14 protein-coding genes and 1 pseudogene are annotated in these 15524 nt (G+C 71.5%); 7 read left to right on the top strand and 8 right to left on the bottom strand.

Translation table 11 applies throughout. The features are described from left to right. Positions 1-224: 224 nt before the first annotated feature. Positions 225-1073: a helix-turn-helix transcriptional regulator gene (locus ACIBAF_RS03570; RefSeq protein WP_399461447.1), complete on the bottom strand. Its 849-nt coding sequence runs from the start codon at positions 1071-1073 to the stop codon at positions 225-227. A 142-nt stretch (positions 1074-1215) separates the two neighbouring features. Between ACIBAF_RS03570 and ACIBAF_RS03565 the strand changes: the two genes are divergently transcribed. After that, complete coding sequence (locus ACIBAF_RS03565) at positions 1216-2070, top strand: NAD-dependent epimerase/dehydratase family protein (RefSeq protein WP_399461446.1); 855 nt, start codon at positions 1216-1218, stop codon at positions 2068-2070. 11 nt (positions 2071-2081) lie between these two features. Here ACIBAF_RS03565 and ACIBAF_RS03560 read toward each other — a convergent pair. The 4 genes and pseudogenes from ACIBAF_RS03560 to ACIBAF_RS03545 form a co-directional block, all read right to left on the bottom strand. After that, positions 2082-2483 (bottom strand): annotated as a pseudogene (locus ACIBAF_RS03560) (hypothetical protein); the annotation flags it as partial. A gap of 61 nt (positions 2484-2544) precedes the next feature. Further along, positions 2545-3891, bottom strand: coding sequence for a GH1 family beta-glucosidase (locus ACIBAF_RS03555; RefSeq protein ID WP_399461445.1), 1347 nt, complete (start codon positions 3889-3891; stop codon positions 2545-2547). Between the two features lie 82 nt (positions 3892-3973). After that, a complete protein-coding gene (locus tag ACIBAF_RS03550) occupies positions 3974-4240 on the bottom strand; it encodes a protealysin inhibitor emfourin (protein WP_399461444.1) in 267 nt (88 codons plus the stop codon). Between the two features lie 21 nt (positions 4241-4261). Next, positions 4262-5332 (bottom strand): M4 family metallopeptidase, encoded by a 1071-nt coding sequence (locus tag ACIBAF_RS03545; RefSeq protein WP_399461443.1) that lies wholly within the window; start codon positions 5330-5332, stop codon positions 4262-4264. Between the two features lie 343 nt (positions 5333-5675). On the opposite strand from ACIBAF_RS03545, the gene leuA reads away from it, so the two are divergent. The 5 genes from leuA to ACIBAF_RS03520 all read left to right on the top strand — a co-directional run bounded on the left by leuA (position 5676) and on the right by ACIBAF_RS03520 (position 12627). Continuing rightward, positions 5676-7397 (top strand): 2-isopropylmalate synthase, encoded by a 1722-nt coding sequence (gene leuA / locus ACIBAF_RS03540; protein WP_399461442.1) that lies wholly within the window; start codon positions 5676-5678, stop codon positions 7395-7397. 371 nt (positions 7398-7768) lie between these two features. Next, positions 7769-8464, top strand: a complete 696-nt coding sequence (locus tag ACIBAF_RS03535) for a TerB family tellurite resistance protein (RefSeq protein WP_399461441.1) — start codon at positions 7769-7771, stop codon at positions 8462-8464. Between the two features lie 164 nt (positions 8465-8628). Further along, on the top strand, positions 8629-10686 hold the full coding sequence (locus ACIBAF_RS03530) for an MMPL family transporter (protein WP_399461440.1): 2058 nt from the start codon (positions 8629-8631) through the stop codon (positions 10684-10686). Between the two features lie 55 nt (positions 10687-10741). After that, positions 10742-11962, top strand: a complete 1221-nt coding sequence (locus ACIBAF_RS03525) for a sensor histidine kinase (RefSeq protein ID WP_399461439.1) — start codon at positions 10742-10744, stop codon at positions 11960-11962. Continuing rightward, positions 11959-12627 (top strand): response regulator, encoded by a 669-nt coding sequence (locus tag ACIBAF_RS03520; protein ID WP_399461438.1) that lies wholly within the window; start codon positions 11959-11961, stop codon positions 12625-12627. The genes ACIBAF_RS03525 and ACIBAF_RS03520 overlap by 4 nt, the downstream gene beginning before the upstream one ends. Positions 12628-12645: 18 nt before the next feature. Here ACIBAF_RS03520 and ACIBAF_RS03515 read toward each other — a convergent pair whose 3' ends face one another. Genes ACIBAF_RS03515 through ACIBAF_RS03505 form a run of 3 tightly spaced genes read right to left on the bottom strand, consistent with a single transcriptional unit; the run spans position 12646 to position 14658 of the window. Beyond that, positions 12646-13596, bottom strand: a complete 951-nt coding sequence (locus ACIBAF_RS03515; protein ID WP_399461437.1) for a hypothetical protein — start codon at positions 13594-13596, stop codon at positions 12646-12648. Continuing rightward, positions 13589-14143: a SigE family RNA polymerase sigma factor gene (locus ACIBAF_RS03510; protein WP_399461436.1), complete on the bottom strand. Its 555-nt coding sequence runs from the start codon at positions 14141-14143 to the stop codon at positions 13589-13591. The genes ACIBAF_RS03515 and ACIBAF_RS03510 overlap by 8 nt, the downstream gene beginning before the upstream one ends. A 50-nt stretch (positions 14144-14193) precedes the next feature. Next, positions 14194-14658, bottom strand: coding sequence for a GNAT family N-acetyltransferase (locus ACIBAF_RS03505; RefSeq protein ID WP_399461435.1), 465 nt, complete (start codon positions 14656-14658; stop codon positions 14194-14196). 63 nt (positions 14659-14721) lie between these two features. Between ACIBAF_RS03505 and ACIBAF_RS03500 the strand changes: the two genes are divergently transcribed. Further along, positions 14722-15501, top strand: a complete 780-nt coding sequence (locus ACIBAF_RS03500; RefSeq protein ID WP_399461434.1) for an SCO2525 family SAM-dependent methyltransferase — start codon at positions 14722-14724, stop codon at positions 15499-15501. The last annotated feature ends 23 nt before the right edge of the window (positions 15502-15524 follow it).

The following is a 15524-nucleotide window of genomic DNA, read 5'->3' as shown; positions in this document are numbered from 1 at the left end:
GGACTGGCAGCGCGACCCGAAGCAGCTGCGCAAGCTGGGTTTCTAGGGTTTGCGATGGGGCGTCGAGTCCCGCAGGCAGGTCGAGGCGCTGCTTGGCACCCCCGCCGCGCGGCGGTAGCCGCATATTGATACAGCCTCGATCTCCACGTGAAGGTAGCCAAGGACTGGCAGCGCGACCCGAAGCAGCTGCGCAAGCTGGGTTTCTGAACCGGTTGCGGGGGTGTCTAGACCGTTTGTGGGGACATGTCCTGGAGTCCCAGCACCCGTAGTAGCTGGAGTCGCTCGTGGGTGTCGGTGCCCGGGCGGGCCGTGTGGATGACCAGGAGCTGGTGGTGCTCGTGGCTGAGCAGGACCTCGCAGTCCAGTTCCAGCAGGCCCACCAGCGGATGCAGGAAGCGTTTCGTCGCCTTGTGGCGCAGGGCCACCTCGTGTGCGTCCCACAGCCGCGCGAACTCCTCGCTGCCCGCGCGGAGTTCGGCGACCAGCGCGGCCGGTTCCGGGTCGTCGGGGCGGGCCGCGGTCACCGCGCGCAGGTTGGCCACCTGGGCGCGGGCGTGGTCCGGCCGGTCCTCCTCCGGGAACAGACCGCGGGCGTCGGGGTCCAGGAAGTAGCGGCGGAGCAGGTTGCGCTCGCGTCGGGGGCGGGACATCACGTCGAGGGTCAGCGCCCTGCCCATCGCGTTCTGGGCCAGGACCTCGCCGCAGTCGGTCACCACCTGCGCGGGCGCGTCGTACAGCCGGTCCAGGATCAGCAGCAGCCCGGGCGAGACGTGCTTCGACGCCGTCTCGCGGCGCGGGGGCTCCTCGCCGGCCAGGTGGAACAGATGGTCGCGTTCGTCGTCGGTGAGCCGCAGGGCGCGGGCCAGCGCCGCCAGCATCTGGCGGGACGGGCGCGGGCCACGGCGCTGCTCCAGCCGCGTGTAGTAGTCGACCGACATCCCGGCCAGCTGTGCCACCTCCTCGCGCCGCAGGCCGGGCGTACGGCGGCGGGCGCCCGCGGTCAGGCCCACGGCCGACGGGGTCAGGCGGGCGCGGCCGCGGCGCAGGAAGTCGGCGAGTTCGGGTCGGTTCACCCTTCCAGACTGCGGCAGGCCGCCCGCCTTATCCAGGGACTGCCGGTCCCCTGATCGAGAGGTCTCTCCCGGTCCTCCCCGCCCCCGCCGAGGCTGGTGGCACCAGAGCACACGGCCACTGGACCAAGAGGAGCGGATGACGATGTCGACACTGGTGACGGGCACGACGGGACAGGTCGGCCGACGGTTCGTGCCGAGGCTGCTGGCGCAGGCCCGGCCGGGGGAGAAGGTGCGGGTCCTGGTGCGTGACGCCGCCCGCGCGCAGCGGTTCGCGGAGCTGGGCGCCGAGGTCGTGACCGGGGATCTTCGGGACTCGGAGGCGCTGGGCAAGGCGGTGGCCGGGGTGGACGCGGTCGTGAACGTCGCGGCGTCCTTCCGCGGGGTGCCGGACGAGGAGGCGTGGGCCGTCAACCGGGACGCGGCCGTCGAACTGGGCCGCGCCGCGCTGGCGAACGGTGTGCAGCGCTTCGTGCAGGTCAGCACGGGGCTGGTGTACGGCCGCGGGCGGGGCCGCCTGCTGACCGAGGAGGACGAGTCCCGGCCCGGCGGCACCATGTGGGGCGCTTACCCGGAGTCGAAGGCGCAGGCCGAGCGGGAGCTGCTCGCCATGGACGGCCTGGACGTGCGCGTCGCCCGGCTTCCCTTCGTCTACGGCGAGGGCGACCCGCACCTCGCCCAGTCGCTGATGTGGGCCAAGAACTGGGCGGCGACCCAGCGGCTGCACATGGGTCACCACGCGGACGTCGCCCAGGGTCTGCTGCGCATCCTGCACGCGCCGGGCATCGCCGGCCGGATCTACAACATCGCCGACGACGCCCCCGTCACCGCGGTCGAACTGCACGAGCTGAACGGCGTCGACGTCCCGGCCGAGCTCTACGAGCGCACCGACCCCGACCCCTTCTTCCAGCTGACGTCCACCGACCGCATCCGCCGTGAGCTGGGCTACCGCCCGCTGTACCCGAGCGTGTACGCGGCCCGCGTGGCCGGAGCCCTCTAGCCCCTCCGGACGACCAGGCACCAGTCCGCCGCCAGCGTCCAGACGCCGCCCGCGCCCGCGAGCAGCAGCAGGGACAGCGCGCCGCCCGCCGCCCCGGCCACGATCCTCCCCCACTCCCAACTTCGTTCGAGCGGGGGGACCCCCATCGTGCGCCGGCCCCGGCGGGACGTCGTACGGTCCGACAGCGCGCCGAACAGTGGGTTCGCGGCCAGCGAGACCACCGCGCCGGCGCCCGTCACCCAGGCCGGCATCGTCTCCTTCGACATGCCGGAGCCGGGCGCGAAGTCCTCGGCCTGGGAGGCCAGCAGGATCTGCAGGGGGCCGTACCAGCCCACCCAGATCGCCCCGTTGGCCAGCGACAGGGCCGACGTCCAGCCCCGGCGGACCCTCCCCCAGTTTTCGAATTCGCTCAAACCGGGGGGACCCCCATGCCGGGCTAGGCCAGCGCGGCGACCGGGGCCCGGTCGGCCGTCGTCATCCCCGGGCCTGCGATCTCTGCGCCCGCAGCACGTCCCGCAGCCAGGCGTACGACGCCTTCCGGGTCCTGGCCCGGGTCGCGAAGTCGACGTGGACCAGGCCGAAGCGGCGCGCGTACCCCTCCGCCCACTCGAAGTTGTCCAGCAGCGACCACACGAAGTAGCCGCGCACGTCGACGCCCGCCTCCAGCGCCTTGTGCAGGGCGCGGAGGTGGCCGTCGAGGTAGGCGATGCGGGCCTGGTCGTCGAGGCCCTCGTAGGAGCAGCCGTTCTCGGTGATGACCACCGGCGGGAGGCGGTCGCCGTAGCGGTCCTTGAAGGTCGTCAGGAGTTCGGTGAGGCCCTCGGGGACCACCGGCCAGCCGAAGTCGGTCACCGGGGCTCCCTCGATCTCCCGCACGGAGAAGGGGAGTTCGGCCGGCATGGTGATCCCGCCGAACTCGATCTCGGTGCCCTGCGGGGCGCCCACCCTCGTCGGGGCATAGTAGTTGATCCCGTACCAGTCGAGCGGCTCGGAGATCGTTTTCAGGTCGGACGCCACGTCTCCCGGCATCAACTCGCCCAGCCCGTCGGGGTATTCGCCCAGCAGGAGCGGCTCCGCGAACAGGCGGTTCAGCAGGACGTCGTAGAAGGCCGCGGCCTCCAGGTCGGCGGGTTCCTGGGAGGCCGGCCAGGTCGGGCCGTGGGAGTTGGCGACGCCGATGTCGGCGGCGCCGGCCGCGCGCAGGGCCTGGACGGCGAGGCCGTGGGCCAGGAGCTGGTGGTGGGCCACCGGCAGCGCGTCGAAGAGCAGCTGCCTGCCGGGGGCGTGGGTGCCGAGCGCGTGACCCAACAGGGTGTGTTCGGCAGGCTCGTTGAGGGTGATCCACTTCTTGACGCGGTCGCCGAGGCGGTCCACGACCACCGAGACGTACTCCGCGAACCGGGACGCCGTGTCCCGCTCCAGCCAGTCCAGGTTCGCCGGGAGGTCCCAGTGGAAGAGGGTGGGGACGGGGCGCACGCCCGCCGTCAGCAGTGCGTCGACGAGGCGGTCGTAGAAGTCCAGGCCGCCGGGGGAGTTCACCCTCGGCCACGAGATCGAGAAGCGGTAGGCGTCCACCCCGAGGCCCGCCAGGAGGGCCACGTCCTCGCCGTAGCGGTGGTAGTGGTCGCAGGCCACGGCCGCTGTCGAGCCGTCCTTCACCCGGCCCGGCTCGGCCGTGAAGGCGTCCCACACGGACGGCTCGCGCTCGCCGACCGCGCCCTCGATCTGATGGGCGGAGGTGGACACCCCCCACAGGAAGTCGGCCGGGAACGGGGGGATCGGGGGAATCGGATGGGCCGCGGCACGCGGATCGTTCGCCATGGGCGGGATCATCCTTACCCGCGGGTAAGGAAGTCAACGCCCGGGCGTGAAGTGGCAGTTCACGCCCGGCGCGGGCGACCGGTCAGGCCCCTTCCTTCAGCACCCGCGAGATCAGCTCCCGCTGCTCCCGGGTGAGCCGGGGATCGGCCGCGTACACCGTCTTTCCGTCCACCGTGATCTCGTAACGGAACCCGTCGGGGACGCCCATGGGCGGCCGGCCCTGACCGGCGGCGACCGCCTGCTCGGCCAGGGCGTGCCAGTCGCCGGCGTCGGGCCGCCCCGAGGTGTTCACCTCGGCCTGCCGCTCGATGCCCGCGAACCCGCCCGTGCGCCGCACCTGAATACGCATGGGTCCCTGTCTATCCCGCGGTCACAGAATCCGCACCCCCACCTGCTCCCATGCCTTCTCCACGGCCTGGAACTCCTCCCCGCCGTCGCCGAAGCGCTCGCGGGCGGCCTTCACCGTCAGCCCCGCGAAGTCGGTGAAGAAGGCCCTCTCCGTGAGCTCGCCGCCGGTCAGGACGTCGTACCAGATCTGGCCCGCCTTCTCCCAGGCATGGCCGCCGAGGGCGGTGGCGGCCAGGTAGAACGCGTGGTTCGGGATGCCCGAGTTGATGTGGACACCGCCGTTGTCGCGGCCGGTGCGGACGTAGCCGTCCATCGTCGCGGGCTGCGGGTCCTTGCCGAGGACGTCGTCGTCGTACGCGGTGCCCGGCGCCTTCATGGAGCGCAGGGCGGTGCCGGTGACGCCCGGGGCGAGCAGGTCCGCGCCGATCAGCCAGTCGGCCTCGGCGGCGGTCTGGCCGAGGGAGTACTGCTTGATGAGCGAGCCGAAGACGTCGGACATCGACTCGTTGAGGGCGCCCGGCTGGCCGTTGTAGGTCAGGTTCGCCGTGTACTGCGTGACGCCGTGGGTGAGCTCGTGCCCGATGACGTCGATGGAGGAGGTGAAGTCGACGAAGATCTCGCCGTCACCGTCGCCGAACACCATCTGTTCGCCGTTCCAGAAGGCGTTGTTGTAGCCCTGGTCGTAGTGCACGGTGGCGTCGAGGGGCAGCCCGTCGCCGTCGATGGAGTGGCGCCGGTAGGCCTTGAGGTAGAGCTCGAAGGTGGCGCCGAGGCCGGAGTAGGCGCGGTTGACGCTGGCGTCCTGGCCGGGCTCGGAGCCCTCTGCGCGGACCTTGGCGCCGGGCAGGTCGGTGCCGTGCTCGCAGTCGTAGACGGTGCGCAGCGGCTGGTCCGACGGCGCCTTCGCCGTCGGGGCGGCCATGAGGCCGTACTCGGTGTTCACCTGGCGCAGGGCGCGCAGCTCGCTGTCGCGCAGGATGGTGCGCCGGGCGGGACCGGCGAGGGCCGGATCGTCGCTCCGGGCCAGACGGTCGAGGATGTGCGGCGGTACGACGGTGCAGAAGACGGGCTCGAAGCCCCCGTGAGTCGTCATGCCCGGCACCCTTGCACTGCGTTATCCCGCTGTCACCACAGGCAACCATGATCGGTGAAAAACGGTGACAAACATGGCCGTTCCGTGGCTTCAAGTGGTATGGAGCACGTTTCGTCCCTTTTCCTGTGTTTGTTTCCGGTGGTCCCGCATACTGATACGGACCCGCGTGACACCAGCGCCTCGGCTAGGCTGCGGAGCACTATGCGTTTCGGGCTGCTTCTCCTTAGCTGCCGCGGCGAGGGCCTGTAGTCGAGGCCGACCCCCTCCCCGCGGTGCTTGGTGTTGCGCGTCGGCCGTCCTTCCGTCCGGAGATTCTCCGGTCACCCCGAGGAGCCAACGCCCCATGGCGAACCGCCAGCAGCCCAGCCAGATGCCGGTCCACAAGTACGGACAGTACGACCAGGTCGACATCGCCGACCGCACGTGGCCGAACAACCGGATCACCACCGCCCCCCGCTGGCTCTCCACGGACCTGCGGGACGGCAACCAGGCCCTGATCGACCCCATGTCGCCCGAGCGCAAGCGCCGGATGTTCGACCAGCTGGTCAAGATGGGCTACAAGGAGATCGAGGTCGGCTTCCCCGCCTCCGGTCAGACCGACTTCGACTTCGTGCGCTCGATCATCGAGGAAGAGGGCGCGATCCCGGACGACGTCACGATCTCCGTGCTGACCCAGGCCCGCGAGGACCTGATCGAGCGGACCGTGGAGTCCCTGCAGGGCGCCAAGCGCGCCACCGTCCACCTGTACAACGCCACCGCCCCCGTCTTCCGCCGGGTCGTCTTCCGCGGCTCCCGGGACGACATCAAGCAGATCGCCGTCGACGGCACCCGCCTGGTGATGGAGTACGCGGAGAAGCTGCTGGGCCCGGAGACCGAGTTCGGCTACCAGTACAGCCCCGAGATCTTCACCGACACCGAGCTGGACTTCGCGCTGGAGGTCTGCGAGGCGGTGATGGACGTCTACCAGCCCGGTCCGGGCCGCGAGATCATCCTGAACCTGCCGGCCACGGTGGAGCGTTCGACCCCGTCGACGCACGCCGACCGCTTCGAGTGGATGGGCCGCAACCTCTCCCGCCGCGAGCACGTCGTGCTGTCCGTCCACCCCCACAACGACCGCGGCACGGCCGTGGCGGCGGCCGAGCTGGCGCTGATGGCCGGCGCCGACCGCATCGAGGGCTGCCTGTTCGGGCAGGGCGAGCGCACCGGCAACGTCGACCTGGTCACCCTGGGCATGAATCTGTTCTCGCAGGGCGTCGACCCGCAGATCGACTTCTCCGACATCGACGAGATCCGTCGTACGTGGGAGTACTGCAACCAGATGGAGGTCCACCCGCGCCACCCGTACGTGGGCGACCTGGTCTACACGTCCTTCTCCGGCTCCCACCAGGACGCCATCAAGAAGGGCTTCGACGCGATGGAGGCCGACGCGGCCGCGAAGGGCGTCACCGTCGACGACATCGAGTGGGCGGTCCCGTACCTGCCGATCGACCCGAAGGACGTCGGCCGCTCCTACGAGGCCGTCATCCGCGTCAACTCGCAGTCCGGCAAGGGCGGTATCGCGTACGTCCTGAAGAACGACCACAAGCTGGACCTGCCCCGCCGGATGCAGATCGAGTTCTCCAAGCTGATCCAGGCCAAGACCGACGCCGAGGGCGGCGAGGTCACCGGCTCCGACATCTGGGCCGTCTTCCGCGACGAGTACCTGCCCAACCCCGACAACGCCTGGGGGCGGATGCAGCTCAAGGCGGGGCAGTCGACGACCGACAAGGACGGCGTGGACACGCTGACCGTCGAGGCCGAGGTCGACGGCGCCGAGATGACGCTGGTCGGCACCGGCAACGGTCCGATCTCGGCCTTCTTCCACGCGCTCCAGGGCATCGGCATCGACGTACGCCTGCTGGACTACCAGGAGCACACGATGAGCGAGGGCGCGTCCGCGCAGGCCGCCTCGTACATCGAGTGCGCGATCGACGACAAGGTCCTGTGGGGCATCGGCATCGACGCGAACACGACGCGTGCCTCGCTGAAGGCGGTCGTCTCGGCCGTCAACCGCGCGACCCGCTGACCAGCCTGACCGGCGGTTCAGGGCCTGTCCGGCGGATCAAGTCGCAGGAAAGCAGCGGCACCTGATCAACGCAGGTGAGCGGGGAATGGTGCGTCTGACTGCACGGCGGAGGAGGGCGTCGACGCGGAGCATCGGCAACCGACGACAACGCCGCAGGCAGGCGTGCCATTCCCCGCGTCTGCGGCATGATCCGCCGGACAGGCCCTAGGGGCTCTGGTCGTCGTATACGGCGACCAGGGCCCTGTCGTTTTCGGCCACCGGGGCGTGGAGGTCACGGAAAGGTCTCGTCCTGGGTGCTGACTAGTCCTCCCTGATGTGGCTAACATCACGCAGACGCGGCGATGGTGCCGCGCCGCCTACGGAGGTGCGACGTGCTGCCAGGACGGGGACGAGACGGCCGTGTCACCAGGCTTGCCCGCATCCTGGGCACCCGCACCGCGTGGACGACCGTGGGCGACGGAGAGTTCTTCTGCCCGGGCTGCGGCGGCGACCGCAACTACCAGCGGCTGACCGGCCGGCGCCGTTTCACCGTCCTCGGCGTGCCCGTCGTGCCGCGCGGCGAGACCGGCCCGGTCGTCGAGTGCGCCGCCTGCCGGCGTCACTTCGGCGCCGACGTCCTCGACCACCCCACCACCATCCGCTTCTCCGCGATGCTCCGCGACGCCGTCCACACCGTCGCCCTCGCGGTCCTGTCCGCGGGCGGCGCCTGCGCCCGGACGTCCCTGGAGACGGCGGCGGGCGCCGTGCGCGCGGCCGGCTTCAGCGACTGCACCGAGGAACAGCTCGCCGCCCTCGTCGACGCCCTCGCCGCCGACACCGGCCACAGCTACGGCGAACCGTACGGCGCGGGCCTCGCCATAGAGCTCCACGAGGCCCTCGACCCCCTCGCCCCGCACCTCGCGTCGGCCGGCCGTGAATCGATCCTGCTGCAGGGCGCCCGCATCGCCCTCGCGGACGGCCCGTACACCCCCGCCGAGCGCGAGGTCCTCGCGACGGTGGGCGCGGCTCTGACGATCTGCGCGGACGACGTGACCCGGCTGCTGGCGGCGGCCCGCACCCCGTCCTGACGCCGAGCCGACCCGACCCTGATACTCCCCAGGGAGTAACGCGGCCGCCCGGCCGCCCCCGGAAGTACCCCCGAACTCGCCCTCGCGTGCGACGAACCGCCCCCTGCGTACCGGAAGTCTGGAGAACGCAACCGGACGACCGTGTCGAAGGGAGGGCCCGTCTTATGGGGGCCGGGAAAAGGAAGAGCATCCCCTGGGTGATGCTCGCGCTGTGGGTGGCTGTGCTGGCGTTCGCCTCGCCGTTCGCCGCCAAGCTCGCCGATGTGCAGCACGACCGGATCACCGACTACCTGCCGGCGAGCGCCGACTCGACCAGGGTCGCCAAGCTGCAGGATCAGCTGCCCGGCGGCGAGAGCACCGAACTGGTGCTGGTCTACCACCGGGCCGGCGGGCTCACCGCCGCCGACCGGGCGACGGCCGGGGAGCAGGTCGCGCGGATCGCGGGCGACCACGCGCTGACCGCTGCGCCGCAGGGCGTCCCGTCCGCCGACGGCGCCACCCTCATGTACCTGGTCGTCACCAACGAGCCCGGCACCGACGAGGACAAGCGCAACGCGTTCGTCGACGACGTACGCCAAGTCGCCCACAGCGACGACGGGTTGACCGTCGAGGTCGGCGGGGCGGGGGCGCTGTCCACCGACGCGGGCAAGGTGTACGAGTCGCTCGGCGGGCCGCTGCTCTACACCACCGTCGCCGTGGTCGCCGTCCTGCTGATCCTCATCTACCGCAGCCCGGTGCTGTGGCTGGTGCCGCTCGTCGTGGCCGGGATCGCCGACTTCCTGTCCATGGGCGTCGCCTACGGCCTCCACCAGGCCTTCGGCACCTCGGTGTCCGGACAGAGCTCGGGCATCATGACCATCCTCGTCTTCGGCGCGGGCACGGACTACGCCCTGCTGCTCGTCTCCCGCTACCGGGAGGAGCTGCGGCGCGTGGAGCGGCCGTACGACGCGATGCTGGCCGCGCTGCGCGGCTGCGGGCCCGCCGTGCTCGCCTCCTCCGGGACCGTCGCCGCCGGACTGCTGTGCCTGCTCGCCGCCGACCTCAACTCCAGCCGGGGGATGGGACCGCTGGGCGCCGCCGGGGTGCTGTGCGCGCTCGTCGCGATGCTGACCCTGCTGCCCGCGCTCCTCGTCGTGCTGGGCCGCCGGGTGTTCTGGCCGCTGGTGCCCGCCTTCGGCAGCACGCCCAGGACCCGCCGGTCGCTGTTCGCCGCGATGGGCTCCTCGGCCGGCCGGCGCCCCCGGACCGTCCTGGCGGCCGGCGCCGTCCTGCTCGGCACGCTGGCGCTCGGCGCGCTGAACCTGCCCGGCGCGGTCAAGGATCAGGACGCCTTCGTCGACCGGCCCGAGTCGGTCGCCGCCATGGAGACCCTCGCCGGGGCGTTCCCGGAGCGGTCCGCCCAGCCCATCGAGGTCATGACCCCGGCCGGCCGGACCGACGCCGTGCTCGCCGCGATCCGCGACACGGACGGCGTCGCCGACGCCCGCGCCGGCCGCACCGGGGACGGCTGGACGGAGATCGCGGTGACGGCTTCCGCGCCGCCGCAGTCGGCGGCCGAGACGGCCACCATCGAGGCCCTCAGGGACCGGTTGACCGGCTCCTACGTCGGCGGGCCCAGCGCCCAGCAGATCGACCTGGTGGACACCAACGCCCGCGACCGGCTGATCGTCGTGCCGATCGTCCTCGTCGCCGTCCTGCTGATCTTGATCGTGCTGCTGCGGTCGCTCGTCGCGCCGCTGATGCTGGTCGCCGCCGTGGTCGCGGTGTGGGGCGCGGCGCTCGGCATCGGCGGACTGGTGTTCGGGCCGGTGTTCGGCTTCGAGGGCACGGATCCGGGGCTGGGGCTGCTGTCCTTCGTCTTCCTGGTCGCCCTCGGCGTCGACTACGGCATCTTCCTGATGCACCGGATGCGGGAGGAGTCGGTGCGCGGCGCCGAACCCGTCACCGCCGCGCTGACCGCGCTGCGCACGACCGGCGGGGTCATCGCCTCCGCGGGCCTCGTCCTCGCCGCGACGTTCGCCGTGCTGACGAACATGGGGCTCGTCCAACTCGTCGAGCTGGGCTTCGTGATCGCGGTGGGCGTGCTCCTGGACACCTTCCTCGTGCGGACCTACCTGGTGACCAGCGCGAGCGTGGCGCTGGGGCGGCGGGTGTGGTGGCCGGGCCGTCTGTCGCGGGCACCGGAACCCGAAGTCGCCGACCACGAGCGGCAGTTCACGTGAGTACCCGGGCGCCCCTCCCTGTCGGAGGGGCGTCCGCGTGCCGCAGGATGAGGCCGTGCAGGCAACCACGACACCAGGGCGTTCCCGACGGGCCGAACGCATCATGACGGTGATCAACCGCGACCCCCGCACGGCCCCGCACCGCACCCGCACCGACGCGCTGCTGGCCGCCGCGATCGCCGCCCTCGCCACGGCCCTCGGCCTCCTCGGCGGCGACGGGCCGCGCCCCGACGCGCTCGGCTGGACGCTGCTGCTCGCCGCGCACGTGCCCCTGGTGTGGCGGCGCAGCCGTCCGATGCCGGTCCTGCTCGCCGTGGTGGCCTGCATCGTCCCGTACCACGCCCTCGACAACGACCACGCGGCGCCCGTCGCCGGGACCATGGTGGCGCTTTACACGATCGCGGGCACCGGAACCGCCCGCCGCACGCTGCTCACCGGCGTCTGCGTCCTCGGCGTGACGCTGATCGTCAACGCGCTCACCAACCCCGACGGGGTGCTGGAGGTGCTGCGGATCTCCGGCTGGGTCATCGCCGTCCTCTTCTGCGGCATGAGCGCCCGCTACTACCGCCAGTACGTCGCCGCCATCGTCGAACGCGCCGAACGCGCCGAACGCACCCGTGACGAGGAGGCCCGCCGCCGCGTCGCCGAGGAACGCCTGCGCATCGCCCGTGACCTGCACGATCTGCTCGCGCACACCATCACCCTCGTCGGCGTGCAGACCTCCGTCGCCGCCCACGTCCTGGCCGCCGACCCCGACCGCCTCGACCGCACGGCCGTCGCCAAGGCCCTCGACGACATCGCCGAGACCTGCCGCAGCGCGCGCGGCGAACTCCGTACGACGCTGGAGGTGCTGCGCGAGAACGGCGCCCCCGACGCCCGCGGCCCGCTGCCCGGCCTGCACGGCCTGTCCGACCTCGCGGAGGCGGCCCGGCTGGCGGGGGCGAGCGTCGACCTGTCGGTGGGGGCGGGGGAGGTGCCGCCCGCGGTGGGCGCGGCCGCCTACCGGATCGTCCAGGAAGCGCTGACGAACGCGGTCCGGCACGGCGGACGGGCCGACCTCGCGGTCGGGGTGCGGGTGTACGAGGAACAGGGCGCCCTGCGGGTGACGGTGACCGACGACGGTGCGGGCGTCGGCGCCGAGGCGCCCGGGTTCGGACTCGTCGGAATGCGGGAACGGGCGCGCAGCGTGGGCGGCACACTGGAGGCCGGACCGAGGAACGACGAGGGGGAGGGGTTCGAGGTGCGTGCCGTACTGCCGACGGAGGCCGGCCGATGAGCCCGATCCGGGTGCTGCTCGCGGACGACCAGACGCTGGTCCGGGCCGCGTTCGCGATGCTCGTCGAGTCCGCGCCGGACATGGCGGTGGTCGGCCAGGCCGGCACCGGGCGGGAGGCGGTGGCGGTGGCCCGCGGGGAGCGTCCCGACCTGGTCGTGATGGACATCCGCATGCCCGACCTCGACGGCATCGAGGCCACCCGGCTGATCGCCGCCGACGAGGAGCTCGCCGGGGTCCGCGTGCTGGTCCTGACGACGTACGACACCGACGAGAACATCGTCGAGGCGCTGCGCGCGGGCGCCTCCGGCTTCCTGGTGAAGGACACCCGGCCCGCCGACCTCCTGGACGCGATCCGCACGGTCGCCGCGGGTGAGGCGCTGCTGTCGCCCGGCCCGACGGCACGCCTGATCGCCCGGTTCCTGCGCAGCCCCTCCGGGCCGCCCACGGCAGGCGGCCCGGAGGAGCTCTCCGAACGGGAGCGCGAGGTGCTCGCCCTGGTCGCGCGCGGCCTGACCAACACGGAGATCGCCGAGGCGCTGGGCCTCAGCCCGCTCACCGCGAAGACCCACGTCAGCCGCATCATCGGCAAGCTGGGCGCGCGCGACCGGGCGCAACTGGTCATCGTGGCCTACGAGTCGGGCCTGGTGACACCGGGACGGACGTGACCGTCCCATGAACGTCCCCTACGGCAGCGTCCGCTCGTAGGACTTGTCGTCGTCGGAGTCGTAGACGAGCTTGCCGGCCGCGTCGTAGCCCTTGATGTGCGGGGCGACGGTGACCTGCTGGTTCAGCATGCCGGCGGCGACGAACCAGCCGTGGTCCAGGGCGGCGGTGACGGGGCTGCCGTCGCCGTAGGAGACGGTCACCTTGGCGACCGACGGCTCGACCGTGCCGATGAACCCCCAGCGGAACGGCAGCTTCCAGTTGCCCTTGTCGAGGAACGACTGCTGGTACAGCTTGCCGCCGTTGATGTCGGCCACGACCGGGCCCGCGTCCGGCGGACCGCCGTCGTTCGAACCGGAGTTGATGCCCGCGCCCTCGCCGCCCCTGACGTTGCAGATCACCCGGTAGCCGGCCGGCCGCTCCTTGGCCGCGACGACGTACATGCCGTCGCCGGGCGCGTTGGAGTCACCGGTGCTCTTGATCGCCAGGATGATCCGGTAGTCCGAAGCCTTGCCCAGACCATCGTCGCCGAGCGCCGACTGCATGTTCTTCCGGTCCCAGTCGATGCACTTCTGCAGCCCGCCCGCAGCCTGCGCGAACGTGATCCCGTCGAACAACTGCCCGTCGGTGGCCGGCCGTGCGGGCCCGGCAGGTGTGGAGGCCGGGGCGCCGGCCGGGCTGTGCGAGGCGCTGACCGACGGCCTCGCCGCCGTCGTGTCGGCGTCCCGCCCCCCGTTCCCCCCGGCCACGGCGTACGCCCCCACGGGCACCGCGGCCAGCGTCGCCAGCGCCGCGCCGGTCACCGCCGCGCGCCGCCGCCGCTCGGCCAGTCCGCGGCGCCGGATCGCCGGGTACGGCGCAGGGGAGGGCCGAACGGTGTACGCGTCCTCCGCGAGCAGCTCACGCATCCGCTCCTCGAACCCGAAGTCCTCCTGGTTTTCTGGGTTTTCCGGATTCTCTGCCTCACCCACGGCTGCCTCCCTGCCCCTGAGCCCGACTCTGGCCGCCGGACACCGCGCGACCGGCGGGAGCCAGCCCCGGATATGTACGCAACTTCGCCAGCCCCTTCGAGGCCTGGCTCTTGACCGTGCCGGGCGAGCAGCCGAGCACCTCGGCCACCTCCGCCTCGGACAGGTCCTCCCAGTACCGCAGCACCACCACCGCCCGTTGCTTCGGGGGCAGTTCGGCCAGCCCGGCCAGCAGGGAGCCCCGCTCCTCCACCCGCCCCGCGCCCTCGTCCCGCCCCGCCCGCTCCGGCGGCGCCGCGGTCAGCGCCTCGGCGACCCGCCGCTTGCGGAACCGGTCACTGTTGCAACTGACCAGCATCCGCCGGACGTACGCCTCCGGGTTGTCGGCACGCGAGATCCGCCGCCACGACCGGTACGCCTTGGCCAGCGCGGTCTGCGTCAGGTCCTCCGCGTGGTGGACGTCCCCCGTGAGCAGATACGCGGTCCGTACGAGCCGGGACCACCGCGCTCTGACGAACTCCTGGAACCGCTCCTCTAGTTCCGCCTGCATCAAGCACCCTCCTCGCCCCCCAGACCACCGGATGGGCGGAATCGGTTGCCTTACAGGGTCAGTCTCATGAGGCGGCGGTGTTTGCCGGGGCCGAAGTAGTCCTCGTGGGGCTCGCCGACGGGCACGAAGCGCAGGGACTCGTAGAGGCCGATGGCGGCGGTGTTGCGCGGGTCGACCCAGAGGTTGACCGTGTGCGCGCCCTCCTTCCGCAGGTTCTCCAGCACGTCCTTCATCAGCTGCCGGCCCAGCCCTTGCTGCCTCTTGCCGGGCGCCACGCCCAGGCTGAAGATCCAGCTCAGTCCTTCGCACGGCGGCGTGGCCAGCACGTATCCGCACAGGACGCCGTCACTTTTCGCCAGCAGCAGATGGTCTGTGTAGGTGTCCATGAACTGGCGCAGGACGGACTCGGGATACGGATCTTCGGGAAAGGCCTCGTGATCCACACGGACGAGCTCGGCCAGATCCGTCTCGACGGCCTTGTTCACCGAAACGGCCAGAGGGTGAAGTGCTTGCATCGGACCAGAATTGCCGGGTGATACGGGCCGTTCAAGTCCCTGGGGGTGTTGATACCGTGGGGCATGCCTTTCGGATCATCGGAAAATCCGGCGCAGTTGAACGCAGAGGCACGGTGGGACGCTTTCGACCCCGTGGCGTACGTCCGGAAGAACTACCGCACCGTGCTCGCTGTCGACGCGGAGATCATGTCGATCGTCCGCGCCCACTTCAGTGATCATTTCCGTGGATCTCCAGGCCCGCGGGTCCGGGGCATCGACGTGGGCGCCGGAGCCAATCTCTATCCGAGCTTCATGATGCTGCCCTGGTGCGACGAGATCACCCTGCTGGACCGGTCGACGCCGAACCTGCACTACCTGAAGCAGCAGTTCGACAGGCACGACCACGGCTGGGACGCCTTCTGGCGGGAACTGTGCCTGGACGACGCCTACGCCACGATGCCCGGCGGTCCGTGGGAGCGCTTCGGCGAGGTCGCCCGGGTCGAGCAGGGCGATATCTTCGCCCTCGTCGACCGACCGGAACAGTGGCAGCTCGGCACCATGTTCTTCGTCGCCGAATCCCTTTCCACCTCCTACGAGAAGTTCCGCAAGGGAGTGGAGTGCTTCCTGCGATCCCTGACACCGGGTGCGCCTTTCGCGGCCGCGTTCATGGAACACTCCGAGGGCTACTGGGCGGGAGAAACCCTCTTTCCCGCGTGCGACGTGAGCGAATCCGACATCCGTGACAGCATCAAGGGCTATGCCGAAGGCCTGCGCATCTACCGGATCGGAGAGCCGGGGGAGGTGCGGCCGGGCTACACGTCCATGATTCTTGCTTGCGGTTTCCGTGGGACGGGTAACTCCTGAAGGGCCCTTCGGCGGGGTGAAGC

Source organism: Streptomyces sp. NPDC051677 (assembly GCF_044453465.1).
Classification (GTDB): Bacteria; Actinomycetota; Actinomycetes; order Streptomycetales; family Streptomycetaceae; genus Streptomyces.
This window is presented reverse-complemented; position numbering and strand designations above follow the sequence as displayed.